The sequence below is a fragment of the Actinoplanes sp. CA-131856 genome, from assembly GCF_050956135.1.
Lineage (GTDB): Bacteria > Actinomycetota > Actinomycetes > Mycobacteriales > Micromonosporaceae > Actinoplanes.
In genome coordinates this window covers 3285847-3298379 of record NZ_CP191849.1, presented here as the reverse complement: position 1 = coordinate 3298379, position 12533 = coordinate 3285847, and the positions used below count along the sequence as shown (strand labels likewise).

Here is a 12533-nt window from a genome sequence, read left to right as displayed (position 1 = left end):
ATGACCCACATCCTCGTGACCGGCGGCGCCGGGTTCATCGGTTCCGCGGTGAGCGCCGCCCTGACCGCCGCGGACCATCGAGTGTCCATCCTGGACAGCTACCACCCGGCCGCGCACAGCGGCCCGGCCGAGCCGCCGGAAGGTGTCACCGCGCACCGGGCCGACCTGCGTGACCCGGCGGCGGTCCGCGAAGCGCTGAACGGCGTCGACGTGGTCGTGCATCACGCGGCGCTCGTCGGGCTCGGCGCCGGGCCGGCCGACCTGCCCGAATATGTGGGCTGCAACGACCTCGGGACGGCGGTGCTGCTGGCGGCGATGAGCGACGCCGGAATCGGGCGGCTGGTGCTGGCCAGCTCGATGGTGGTGTACGGGGAGGGCGCCTACCGATGCGATCGGCACGGCCCCGTCCGGCCCGAGCCGAGGGAGGCGGCCGACCTGCTCGCGGGAAGGTTCGAGCCGTCGTGCCCGGAGTGCGGGGCGTCGCTGGCGCCGGGGCTCGTGGACGAGGACACGGCGGTGGATCCGCGCAGCGTGTACGCGGCGACGAAGGTGGCGCAGGAGCATCTGTGCGCGGTGTGGGCGCGGGAAAGCGGAGCGACGGTGACGGCGTTGCGCTACCACAACGTGTACGGGCCGGGCATGCCCCGGGACACGCCGTACAGCGGGGTGGCGGCGATCTTCAGGTCGGCCCTGGAGCGGGGTGAGGCGCCGCGGGTGTACGAGGACGGCGGTCAACTGCGCGATTTCATCCACGTGGACGACGTGGCCCGGGCCAACGTGGCCGCGGTGCGGGCCGCGCCGGAGGGCTTCCGGGCGTACAACATCGCCTCGGGCCGGCCTCTCGGCATCGGTGGGATGGCCGGGGCGCTCGCGGAGGCCTTCGGTGGTCCCCGCCCGGAAGTGACCGGGCAGTTCCGGCTCGGCGACGTCCGCCACGTCGTGGCCTCGCCCGCCCGCGCCGCGGCCGAGCTCGGCTTCCGCGCAACGGTGGAGCCCGCCGACGGTCTGCGGGAGTTCGCGTGCGCGCCCCTGCGGGGCTGACCCGCCGTCCGGAGCGGTGGTGGTGGCCGTCGTCGCCCGGCGACCGGTGGGCCCTGTCGGCCGTCGCCGGGCTGATCGCGACCGCGGCCCTGACCGGGGCTGTTCTCGGTCTCGCCGGCCGGCCGGTGCACGCGCCGGCCGCTCCCCTCTTCGGGCATGTGCTGCCGCACGCCGGGCCGGGAACACCCGCCGCGATCGCCGTCGCGGTGGCGGTCGTTCGGTGGGGGCCGCGCCTCGCCGAACGGCTCCCCTGGCGCTTGCTGCTGGCCGCGACCTGGATCGCCGCGATGGCCTGGACGTTCGCGCTCGCGCTGGTGGACGGCTGGCGGCGCGGCGTCGCGACCCGGCTCACCACCCCGTACGAATATCTCGCCGAAGTCCCCGGCGTGACCGACGTCCCGGCCATGCTGCGAGGTTTCGACAGCCGGATCCTCGACGGCGGCCCCGATCCGTGGACCACCCACGTCGCCGGGCATCCGCCGGGTGCACTGCTCGTCTTCGTCGGCCTGGACCGGATCGGGCTCGGCGGCGGCGCCTGGGCGGCGGTCGTCTGCGTCGCGGCCGGATGTCTGGCGGCCGTGGCGATCCTCATCACGGTGCGGGCGCTCGCCGACGAGCGCATCGCCCGGATCGCGGCGCCGTTCCTCGTGCTCTTCCCCGGAGCGGTGTGGGTCGGCGTCTCCGCCGACGGCCTGTTCGCCGGGGCGGCCGCGGGCGCGATGGCCCTGGTCGCCGTCGGATTGTCCCGGCCCTCGCGAGGGGCCGTCGCCGCGGGCGGAGCCGGGCTGGCCGCCTGCGCGTACCTCTCCTACGGTCTGATCCTGCTCGCCCTGCCCGCCCTCGCGGTGATCGCGCTGCGGCGCGCCCGGTGGCGGCTGCTGCCCTGGGCCGCGCTGGGCGCGGCCTTGGTGGTGGTCGCGGTGACGTCGCTCGGTTTCGCCTGGTGGGACGGCTATCTGCTCGTACGCCTCCGCTACTACCAGGGCCTGGCCTCCCACCGCCCGTACGCCTATTGGGTGTGGGCGAACCTCGCGGCGTTCGCCCTCAGCGCCGGTCCCGCCGCCGCCGCGATCCTGCGCCGCGCCGGCCGTTCGCGCTCCCCCGTGGCCCTGCTCGTCGCCGGCTGGGCCGCGGCCGCGCTGGCGGCGGACCTGTCCGGGATGAGCAAGGCCGAGACCGAACGGATCTGGCTGCCCTTCGCGTTCTGGCTTCCGGCCGCCGCGGCGTTGTTGCCCCGGCCGGACCGGCGGTGGTGGCTGGCCGCGCAGGCCGGCACGGCGTTGCTCGTCAACCACCTCGTGCTGACCGCCTGGTGAGAGCCGCGGTCAGACCAGACCGAGGCCGCGGCGGCCGATCTCGTTGAGGTCGGCGGCCTGGAAGCGGTCGGGCCACTCGCGCTCGTAGTGCTCGGCCGGGAAGTCGGACGGGCTCTCGCCCTTGGTGAAGGCGTCGCGGACGTCGGCGGCGTAGCGCTCGTTGCGGGGGCACCACGGGGCGGCCGGGATGTACATGACGTTGCCCCACCCCTTCTGCGCCTCGACCGGGGCCACGCTGTGGATCATGTCGCAGTGCCACCAGACGGAGTCGCCGGCCCGGACGTCCGGGATGCCGGACAAGGCCTCCATGAGCGGGGCGTGCCACTTGTGGCCGGCCGGGAAGACCTGATTGACGGTGACGCCGCACATGTCGTCGTCCGGGACGTCGGACAGCAGCGGGCGCAGCATCAGATAAGCCATCGCCTCGGGGATCGGCACCGTGTGCAGCACGCCCTGGTCGTGGTCCATGTCGGACAGCGCCGTCCAGCCCTGGAACGTGCGGAACGCCGAGCACATCGTGGAGCCCGGATATTGCGGGCCGTCGGTGCGGTGGGCGGCGTCCCACGGGTCGTACTGCTCGACGCTGCCGTCGAAGAGATGACGGAACGCCTGCTGATAGGCCTGGGTCATCCACAGGTCGAGGGTGCCCGGGTCGAGGTGGGTGCCCAGGCCGGCCGAGTCGGCACCCTCGGGGCGGCGGCGGATGCGGTCGGGATAGAGCGAGTCACGGTGCGGGTCGAACCACTGCGTGCCGTCGTCGGACGTGTGCTTCCACTGACTGTTCAGGAAGGCCTGCACGGTGGCCATGCGCTCGCTCTGCCGGGCCTGCATCTGCGCGTGCGACCAGTAGATCGGGTAGATCTCGGGCTTGGACCCGACGCTGCCGAAGAAGTCGTCGCCGGGACCGCGGTAGTTCTCGAAGAAGCGGTTGCCCTCGACGTAGTCGACGATGCTCCGATCCCACTGCAGGGCCTGCGAGCGCTCGAAGTGACCGCGGACGACCAGGCAGCCCCGCTTCTTGATCAGCTCGGTGGGCGCCGTGCCGGCCTCGATGTCGGCGTAGTCGACGACCGGCCACACCTGCTCACCCCGGCGCCGGGTGGCGACGATGTCCTCGATCGCGGCCTGCACGCGCCGCTCGACAACGGCGAAGACCTCGTCGACCGTACGACCGGACGCCTCGATGCGAGCGCGGAGCGCGGCCTTGATCTCGCGCGTCGCGGCGCCCAGATCGGCGGGAGTGTCCTCCCAGTGCGGCAGAGCGGTGGTGGTCGTCGGCACGGCGCGCCTCCTTCTAGTCAGGTCCCCTTACTTGAATGACGGTACGTGTCGCCCGCGTTCTGGGCAACCCCCCTTACTAGAATCGTCCCGTGGAAAGCAGCGACGAACAGGTGTTGCGCACCCTCATGCGCCACCGCCGCCTGACCCGCGCCGAACTGGCCACCGAGATCGGCATCTCGAAGCCGACCGCCGGCGAGAGCGTGCGCCGCCTGACCGAACGCGGCCTGGTCGCCGACACCGGCGAACGCACCCCCGGCGGCCGGGGCCGGGGCCGGGTCGGCTCGTACTACGCCCTCTCCCCCGCGGTCGGCGTCGCGCTGGCGGTGACGATCGCCCCCGAGGGCGTGGTCGCCGAGTGCGTGGACATCTACGGCGACACCGTGTCCCGCGCCGTCCACCCGGCCGACCCGGCCGACCTGGCCGCCACGCTCACCACCGCCGTAGAACAGGCGCTGAGCAAAGGCGCGACGGCGCGCGGCGAAGACCGGCCGCTGGTGGTTCGGCTGGCCGTGGTCGGTGCTGCCGATCCGGTTGATCGCGCCACCGGGCGGCTGGTTCATCTGCCGGACGCGCCGTTTCTCGTCGGCGAGCTGGACCCGGTCGCGGTTCTCGGGCCCTACGTGGACGGGCCGATCGTCGTCGACAACGACGTGAACTGGGCGGCCCGGGCCGAGCGGCCGGCGGACGGCGCCGGGGACTTCGCGTACCTCTATCTGGGGGAAGGTTTGGGGTGCGCGATCGTCAGCGACGGCGAGGTGCGCCGCGGCCACACCGGACTGGCCGGCGAGATCGCCCACCTGCTGACCGTCGGCCCCGGCGGCCGGGCCGTCCGTTTCATCGAGGTCTTCGGTGAGTTGGATCTCCGCCGCGAAGGGGGAAGCGGGACCGCGATCGACGTCGGCCGGCTGCTCGCGAGCGGCGCCACCACCCACGAGGTCATCGGCGCCGCCGTGGGCGGGGTCGTCGCCGCCGTGATCGCCCTGGCCGACCCGCGCGAGGTGGTCGTCGGCGGACCGTGGGGGCCGGCCCTCGTCGCCCCCGTCCGCGCCGCCACCGAGCGGATGCCCCGGCACGTGCCCGTCCGCGCCTCCACCGTGACCGGCGAGCCGGTTCTGGCCGGCGTGCGCGCCGAGGCCCTCGACCGCTTGCGGGCGCTGGTGGCGACGGGCGGCTGAGGGCTCCCGAATTCAGCGCTGCTCGATGATGGCCGCCGCGGCGGCCTCGCCCATCCGGATCGCGCCGTCCACGTGCTGGAAGCCCAGGCCCGCGACGTCGCTGCTCACGATGGTCAAGGGCCCGACCGGGGCCCGCAGGTGCCGCCCATAGCGGGTCAGCGAGCCGATGTCGAAGCTCGTGCCGAAGGCCCCCGCGGTCCACTCGTCGGCCTGCCACGGGCTCTCGTAGTACGCGACCGGCGACAGCGCCGCCGGACCGTAGTACGCCGCGAGCGACTCCAGCACCTTCTCCCGGCGGGCGCCGGCGTCCATCGCGAGCAGGGAGTCAGCGCGAACGTCCGACACGAATCCCACCAGGATGCCGCGGTTGTCGCCCGCCACGTCCTCGTTGCTGTTGTCGTACGCCTCGTGCACCAGGGCGTACGGACTGAAGGCCGTTCCCGACAGTCCCTCCGAACGCCAGAACGGGGTCTCGTACGTGATGTGCAGCTTGATGACCAGGCCGAAGGACTGATGCTGCCGCATCTGCGCCTGCACCGGCGGCAGGGCCGGCGCGAACCGGATGCGATTGACCAGGGTCGGCGGCACCGCCAGCACCACGTGCCGGGCCCGGTAGTCGCCGACCGCCGCCGACGTGCCGTCCCACGAGATCTGGTCGACCGGTGTCGACAGCCGCACCGCGTCGCCCAACGAGGCGGCCAGCCGCAACGGCACCTCCTGCAGCCCGCCGGCGATGCGGCGGTCGAGGATGAAGTCGGCGTCCAGCAGGTGCGCGAAGCCGCCCGCGCTGGCCGCCATCAGCACCGCCGACAGCGCCGAGAACGCGTGCGCCGGCTTCGTGAGCATGGCCGGGCCGATGTACAGGGCGATGTTGTCCCGCGCCTCCACGTCGCCGGTCTGCGTGGCGAGCCACGCCTCGAAGGACATTTGATCCAGCTGTACGGCCGACGGGTGCTCCCACGGCACGAGCGGATCCATCTGCGCGGCCAGCCGGTCGAGCTCCGCCGCCACCCGCTTGATCTCCAGCGCCGTCTCCGCCGGCACCGGGAAGGCGTCACCCTGGAACGTCGTGCGGACGCCGTCGCGGCCGATGTAGATCGAGTCCCCGGACCGGTAGCGCGGGTACGTCGTCAGGCCCAGCTCGTCGATCATCCCGAGCAGCGCCGTCTGGTCCGGCGAGACCCATTGGCCGCCGATCTCCAGGCGTACGCCGTCGATGGTCTCCGTGAGCAGGCGGCCACCGACCCGGTCGCGCGCCTCGAGGACCACCACCTTCAGGCCGGCCTCGCGCAGTCGTACGGCCGCGGTCAAGCCGGTCACGCCGGCGCCGACCACCACCACATCCACGTCGTTCACGGTTCCACCTTCGGTTGCTGCTGGGTGATGCAGTGAATACCCCCGCCACGCGCGAAGATCACACGCGCGTCGACACCGACGACCTTCCGGCCCGGATAGGCCGAGGCGAGCACCTCGAGCGCGGCCGCGTCGCGGGGATCGCCGAACGTGCCGGCCACGACCCCGCCGTTGCAGACGAGGTGGTTGACGTAGCTGTGGTCGACCGGCCCCTCCTCGTCGACCAGGCGTTCCGGGGCGAGCAGCTCCATGACCCGCCACTGTGCGGGCAGGGCCATCCGGATCGCCGCCGTGACCTCGAAGTCCGGATGTTCGGCGGACGGCTGGACGTGCAGCAGCACCGTTCCCGGCGCCGGCATCGTGGCCACGATGTCGACGTGCCCGCGCGTCCCGAATTCCCCGTAGTCCCTGGTCAGACCCCGAGGCAACCACACCACATCCCGTACGCCCAAGGTCCGCCGAAGTTCTTCCTCGACGTCCTCGTGGCGCCAGCCGGGATTGCGGCCGGGGTCGAGCTGCACGGTCTCCGTCACGAGCACGGTCCCCGCCCCGTCGACGTGAATGCCGCCGCCCTCGTTGACCATCGCCGAGTCGACGAGCGTCGCCCCGGCCCACTCCGCGACCTGCCGGGCGATCCGCGCGTCCTTCTCCCAGCGGGCCCAGCTCTGCTGACCCCAGCCGTTGAAGACCCAGTCCACCGCGCCGAGGCCCTCGGGCCCGACCACGAACGTCGGTCCCATGTCGCGCATCCAGGCGTCGTCGAGCGGCGCCTCGAGCAGTTCCACGTCCGATCCGAGCCACTTGCGGGCGTCCGGGACCGCCTCCGGGTCGACCACCATGCGCACCGGCTCGAACTCGGCCACCGCGAGCGCGACCGAGGCCCAGGCGCGCCGGGCGTCGTCGGCGCTCTCCCCCAGCGTGTAACCGCTCGACGGCCAGGCCATCCAGGTGCAGTCGTGCGGCTCGGTCTCGGCGGGCATCCGCCACTGCGGCTGGGTCACGCGAGGCCTCCGTACGTCTCGGGTCGCCGGGTCGTGAAGAACGGGAAAAGGGTGAGCCAGTCGCGGCGCTGATCGAGGTCGAGGTCGGCGACGAGTACGGCCTCCTCGTCGCGCGGGGCCTGTGCGAGGATCCGGCCGTACGGGTCGGCGATGAACGAGGAGCCGTAGAAGCTGATCCGCCCCTCGTCGCCGGTGCGGTTGGGCACGGCGATGAACAGCCCGTTGGCGATGGCGTGACCGACGATCACCTGCTGCCACAGCGGCTGCGTGTCGAAGTCGGGGTGGTCGGGCTCGGAGCCGATCGCGGTCGGGTACGCCAGCAGGTCGGCCCCGCCGAGCGCGTAGAGGCGCGCCACCTCCGGGAACCACTCGTCCCAACAGGTCGGCAAACCAAGGCCAACATCTTTGAGACGATGTACGGGGTACGCGTCCCCGGGCGGACCGGGGCGGAAATACTTGTCCTCCACATACCCCTCGGTGACCGGAATGTGGGTCTTCCGGGTCCGCCCCACGAGCCGCCCGTCGGCGCCGACGAGAATCGCGGTGTTGAAGCCGAGGCCGTCTTCTCCGTTCTTCTCATAGAGCGAGGCGTGGACCGGTACGCCGTACTTACGCGCGGCCTCGGCGGCGAAAGTCATCGTGGGCCCGGTGAGGAGATCTTCCGCGGCGTCGGACGGCACCCCCGTGGGCTCTTCGAAGGCGGGGTAGCGCGACAACGTCAGCTCGGGCAGGAAGACGACGTCGGCTTTCTCGGCGGCGGCCTGGCCGATCGCGCCGAGCAGCACGTCCTTCAGCTCGCCGGCGTCCGCGCGCCACCGGTGCTGCACGACGCCGATCCGCAGGGGCGGCCTTGCCGGCGCGTCCACGCGGGCGGGCGAGTCGAGCCGCCCGGAGCTGATCAGGCGCATGTCCTTGTCCCTTGCTCGTCCGGGCTGGCCGGGGCAAACGAATGTCGTTCGTTTTAGTATGGTGGGGATCCGAGCAGTTGTCGAGGGGAGCTCCGTGGGACGGCCGGCAACGCCGAAGCTGTCGGTCAGCAAGATCGCCACGGCGGCGCTGAAGCTGGTGGACGCCCAGGGCGAGTTCACGATGGGCGAGATCGCGGCCGCCCTGTCCGTGCGCCCGTCCTCGCTCTACAACCACGTCACCGGCAAGACCGAGATCGTCGAGGCCATGCGGGCCCGGGTCTTCGCCGAGCAGCCCTTCACCCAGCCTCCCGGGCGCCCCTGGGACGAGGCGCTGCGCGCCCTGCTCCGGCACTATCGCGACGCGTTCGCCCGCCACCCGCGCCTGATCCCGATGCTCACCGCGCACACGGTCTCCTCCCCCGACGTCGTGCGCATGTACGACGACATCGCCACCGTGCTCAGCGACGCCGGCATCCCCACCGACCGCCTCCTCGACGTCATCACGGTCCTCGACAGCTTCGTGATCGGCTCGGCCCTCGACGTGGCCGCCCCCGCCGAGGTCTGGGACAAGACAAAGGCCCGCACGCCAGTCCTGGTCGCCGCCATCGAGGCCGCCGGCCAGGGCCGCCCCCGAGCCGACCGAGCCTTCGAACTCGGCCTCGACATGCTGCTCACCGCCCTGCGACGCTGAGACCCTCGTCGGCGAGGGCGAACAGCGCGCTCGGTGCCTTTCGGGCTGTGATGGCGATAGCGCTGTGCCAGTTGTGGAACCGGACTATCCGGCCGATGAAACGGTGCGCCAAGGGCGGATCGACTCGGGCCGCGCAAGCCTGGAAGGCCTTCGCCGCCTGCGCGGGATCCTTGATGCGAAGTGCGATGGCCTCGGCCCTCTTCCAGTCGGTGGCCACCGCCGCGACGACCACGCTTTCGAAGGCGTCGGCCTGATGCTCGGGGTGGGGCAACGCCTGCGCCAGCTCCTCCGCCCACTCGAGCCGACCGCGCTGGGCGGCTGCCCGCACCACCGCCGCCAATGCTCGTCCCTGCTGGTACAGATGGTCGATGCCGGCTGCCATGGCTTGTGCGCCCTCGAGGTCGCCCCCGTCCGCGACGGCGGCACAGATGCTGGCTGTCGCCCTCGACCGGTAGTCATGATTGGTGATGCTCTGCGCCAACTCCGCGGCGCGTACGAGGTCACCCGCGTTCGCGAGCTCTGTCACGAGATCGGCCCAAACGTTCGCCAACGTGGACAGGTAGTTGTCGCGGGGCGGCGTCCGCAGGACGGCGGCGGCCTCATCGAGCCGGCCCTCCGCGACCAGGACGGCGGCCACGGACCCCACGGCCTCGATGCGCAGGTGCTTGTCGCCGATGCCCTCCGCCATCGCGAGCGCACGAGTGAACTGCCCGGCCGTAGCGGCGGCCGTGACGACGGCGACGAGCGTTCGCTCGTCCTGGTCGTCGTCGCCTCGCACCTCGTCGATGAGCTGCTCGGAAAATGCGGTCTGCCCGGCGGCGGCCCGGGCAATGAGAATCGACGTCCTCGCCCGTCGTCGCTGAGCGGCACCGGTGATGCGGTCCGCTATCGGCACGGCCGATACCCAGCTTTCCGAGGCGACCAACCGCACCACATCGGCATACACGTCATCGTCGCCGGGCAGCGCCTCCAACACCCGGAGAGCGCGCTCGACCTCACCGGACGTCGCCATCGACCGGGCGATCCACGCCGTCGGCCAGCGCCGACGCTCGGGCCGGACGCGGGACAACAAGAGTTCCGTCTCTCGGTAATGACCATTGTCGGCGAGTGCCTCGGCAATCGTCAGCACATGACGTGTGTGGTCCGACGGCACGGTGCGCGCAGCAGCCTCCGCAAGCCGGGCGATGCGGAGAGCATCGTCCAGGTGGCCGTCTTTCAGCACGAGGTGGCCCAAGTTGGTGAGTACCGTCGCGCGTCTGCCCACCGCACTGATGAGGCCGGCGTAACTCTCGGCGTCGGCGTAGTGGCGTACCCGGCCAGCGACGGTGCAGAGATCGGCGAGCGCGTCGTCCCGGTACTCACCGCTCCTGATCCCCTGTGCGGCCTCCAGCGCTCGGGCGTAGTCACCCATCGCCGCCAGGATGCGAGGCGCATGGTGGGCCCCAGCCGCCGACCGGTTGCCGGGTGGCGGATCACGGAGCATCGTCTCGACCTGCTCACGGTGTCCGAGCATGCCGAGGAGCTGCGCGGCGCCGGCCCATGCCAGCACTCCGCCATCATCTTCGACGATGTGGCGCTTCGGGATGCTCTGCCGCATCCTCTCCGCGACCGTTCGCGCCTCGCCGGGATGACCGCCGTCGATCAGTGCTACGCCCAGGCGGGTGAGCGATCCGTCGGGATACCAGCTGTGCTCGATCCGCGGTACCAGTTCAAGCGCCTCGGCCGCGCGGCCGGCCGCTGCGAGCGCCGACGCGATGACGGTTGAAGCATGCGCGGCGAGTTCCACGCTGCCGATCCGGTCGGCCAGTGCCATGGCGCCGTCGAAATCACCGGCCGCCACCAAGGCCTTCACCTCGTCCGATCGAATTTGGGCGATCGCGGAGGGATCCTTCAGTCTCGCGGCGAGCCGGTCCGCGAGTGCCGGGTCGACGGGGCGTGCCGCACCCGCCGCCGCAGCGATCAGGTACTCAGCGATCCGGGGCACGAGGGCCGCCATGTCCACGGCCTCGGCAATCAGGAACTGGAACAGGTCAGGTCGCTGTTCGGACACGGCCGACGCCACGTCGATCAACGCGAACACCCGGGCCGACGGCGTGCCCAGCGATCGGGCCAGGCTTGTGCCGCGCGCGGTGAGCCCGAGCGCGGCATAGAGGCTGGGCAATCGCGACGGCGTGTTCGCGGCGCCCGCGGCAAGGCGATCGCGGTATTCGGCCAGCCGGAGCATCGCCAGGAGGTCGGGGTCGGACGACTCGGCGATGGCATCGAGCAGATCATGGATCTCGGCGAGGGCGTGGCTGTCGCTACCGGTGAGCTCGGCAAGCCATTCCCGCCGCCCGGGGTCGACGGCGAGGGACACCTGCCGTGGGGTGTCGCCGATGTCCCGCAGCAGCGCGAAGTAGCCGGTCGCGAGGTATTCCGGCGTGTCCTCGGTCCAACCCGCGGTGGCGAAAGCCTCGGCCCAGCCGCGGAGCCGTTGCCGGAACCCGTCCGCCGCCCTCGGGCTGAGCGCTGCCAGCGCGTCCGCTTGCAACGCCTCATGACCGATGACGTAGGTCGGCGGCGCGTCTTCCGGCCGCCAGCGGCTCGGGCGCGGAAGAAAGGTCCGGCCGGAGACCGCACGGAGCCGCTGCCCGACGGTCCAAGCGGATTCGCCGGTCAACGCCGCCACGTCGGCCATCGTCAGACCGCCACGGGCCACGGTGATCAATCCGACGATGTCGCGGTCGAGTTGTGTGCCGCCGAGCAGGCGGGCCAGCTCGCGTTCGGCGCCGGTCCGTACGACGCCCGCGAGCGGTGACGCCTCGAGCTGACGAACGACGCCGGGGGTCCTGAGCGGGTGATCGGCCGGCACGTCCGGCGGCACCGGCGGATGCGGGCGCCCGGCCACGATGATCCGGACGCCGGCCGGCGGGTGCTTGGGCAGAAGAGCGGCGATGCTGTGGGCATCGGCTCCGCCCGCGGCACCCCGGTCCTCGTCGAGGCCATCCACGATCAATGTCAGTCGTTCGTCCCGCGTCCGGCACGAATGCGCCGCGAGATCGAGCAGATCGAGGAAGGTGGGCAGCTGACCGGCCTCGGAGGACCGCACGGAGGCGCCGCCGGCCAGAACAGCCAGCTGCTCGATCATGATCTCCAGGAAGCCGCGCTGATCGTCGTGGCCCGCCACCTGGGAGGTCACGAAGAATGCCGCCACCCGGGTCCCCGGTGGTGGACGAAGGGCGAACCAGGCCATCAGCGCCGATTTGCCCGCCCACGCCGGCGCCTGCCACCACAGATACGATTCCGTGCCCTCCCCCATCGTGGCCAACTCCGCTGACCGGTCGTCAAGCACCGGCGGGGCCAGCTGCTCGATCAACCGCCAATATCCGGACCGGCGAGCTGGCAAGGCGGGGGGAGCGTCCAGCGGGACCCGTACGGCCCGTACGGCCGAGGGCCGACCACCTCGATTGGCGTGCTTCTCGGCCCATGCCTGACGCCGGCGGGCCTCCCACCACGCATCGGGGCGGCGGGAGTGATCGTGGGCTGCCCCCTGGAGGTACCGCACCAGGAACCGCAGCCCCGCGCTGCCGCGCGGGACCGTCTTGCCGTTGATCCAGTCGCTGACACCGGAAACCGCCAACTTGATCGGCGGCACCTGGGCTGCGGCCTGCCGTACCAGCGTCTGAAGGGTGGGTGACCCGGCCGCCTTGTACAGCGCCTTCAGATCGCTGGCGAACTCCCTGGCCGCCGTTCCGGTCACCGTCGCCGCGCCGGCGTCCGGGCGCTGG

Annotated in this window: 9 protein-coding genes; 4 read left to right on the top strand and 5 right to left on the bottom strand. The window is 72.0% G+C overall.

What is annotated here, in order from left to right; all coding sequences use genetic code 11:
* Entirely contained in the window at positions 1–1041 is a 1041-nt protein-coding gene (locus ACQP2X_RS15490) for an NAD-dependent epimerase/dehydratase family protein (protein WP_498697547.1), read from the top strand.
* On the top strand, positions 1020–2357 hold the full coding sequence (locus ACQP2X_RS15485; RefSeq protein ID WP_498697546.1) for a hypothetical protein: 1338 nt from the start codon (positions 1020–1022) through the stop codon (positions 2355–2357). Before ACQP2X_RS15490 ends, ACQP2X_RS15485 begins: the two co-directional genes overlap by 22 nt.
* Before the next feature lie 9 nt (positions 2358–2366).
* Here ACQP2X_RS15485 and ACQP2X_RS15480 read toward each other — a convergent pair whose 3' ends face one another.
* Positions 2367–3638 carry a YbiU family protein gene (locus ACQP2X_RS15480; protein ID WP_498697545.1) on the bottom strand — a complete coding sequence of 424 codons (1272 nt, stop codon included), beginning with the start codon at positions 3636–3638 and terminating at the stop codon, positions 2367–2369.
* Between the two features lie 89 nt (positions 3639–3727).
* Between ACQP2X_RS15480 and ACQP2X_RS15475 the strand changes: the two genes are divergently transcribed.
* On the top strand, positions 3728–4813 hold the full coding sequence (locus tag ACQP2X_RS15475) for an ROK family transcriptional regulator (RefSeq protein ID WP_498697543.1): 1086 nt from the start codon (positions 3728–3730) through the stop codon (positions 4811–4813).
* Positions 4814–4825: 12 nt separating this feature from the next.
* On the opposite strand, the gene ACQP2X_RS15470 is transcribed toward ACQP2X_RS15475, so the two are convergent.
* The 3 genes from ACQP2X_RS15470 to ACQP2X_RS15460 are packed head-to-tail and all read right to left on the bottom strand — an operon-like array spanning position 4826 to position 8075.
* On the bottom strand, positions 4826–6169 hold the full coding sequence (locus tag ACQP2X_RS15470) for a flavin monoamine oxidase family protein (RefSeq protein WP_498697541.1): 1344 nt from the start codon (positions 6167–6169) through the stop codon (positions 4826–4828).
* Positions 6166–7167, bottom strand: a complete 1002-nt coding sequence (locus tag ACQP2X_RS15465; RefSeq protein ID WP_498697539.1) for an agmatine deiminase family protein — start codon at positions 7165–7167, stop codon at positions 6166–6168. The genes ACQP2X_RS15470 and ACQP2X_RS15465 overlap by 4 nt, the downstream gene beginning before the upstream one ends.
* Positions 7164–8075, bottom strand: coding sequence for a nitrilase-related carbon-nitrogen hydrolase (locus tag ACQP2X_RS15460; protein ID WP_498697537.1), 912 nt, complete (start codon positions 8073–8075; stop codon positions 7164–7166). The genes ACQP2X_RS15465 and ACQP2X_RS15460 overlap by 4 nt, the downstream gene beginning before the upstream one ends.
* 94 nt (positions 8076–8169) lie before the next feature.
* Here ACQP2X_RS15460 and ACQP2X_RS15455 point away from each other — a divergent pair, with 94 nt between their 5' ends.
* A complete protein-coding gene (locus ACQP2X_RS15455) occupies positions 8170–8766 on the top strand; it encodes a TetR/AcrR family transcriptional regulator (RefSeq protein ID WP_498697534.1) in 597 nt (198 codons plus the stop codon).
* Here ACQP2X_RS15455 and ACQP2X_RS15450 read toward each other — a convergent pair.
* Complete coding sequence (locus ACQP2X_RS15450) at positions 8747–12505, bottom strand: hypothetical protein (protein ID WP_498697532.1); 3759 nt, start codon at positions 12503–12505, stop codon at positions 8747–8749. The genes ACQP2X_RS15455 and ACQP2X_RS15450 overlap by 20 nt on opposite strands.
* Positions 12506–12533: the final 28 nt, after the last annotated feature.

Bases quoted from the DNA above. Each gene is read 5' to 3' on its own strand.
- ACQP2X_RS15490 (WP_498697547.1), top strand. From the start codon at position 1: ATGACCCACATCCTCGTGACCGGCGGCGCCGGGTTCATCGGTTCCGCG.
- ACQP2X_RS15460 (WP_498697537.1), bottom strand. From the start codon at position 8,075: ATGCGCCTGATCAGCTCCGGGCGGCTCGACTCGCCCGCCCGCGTGGAC.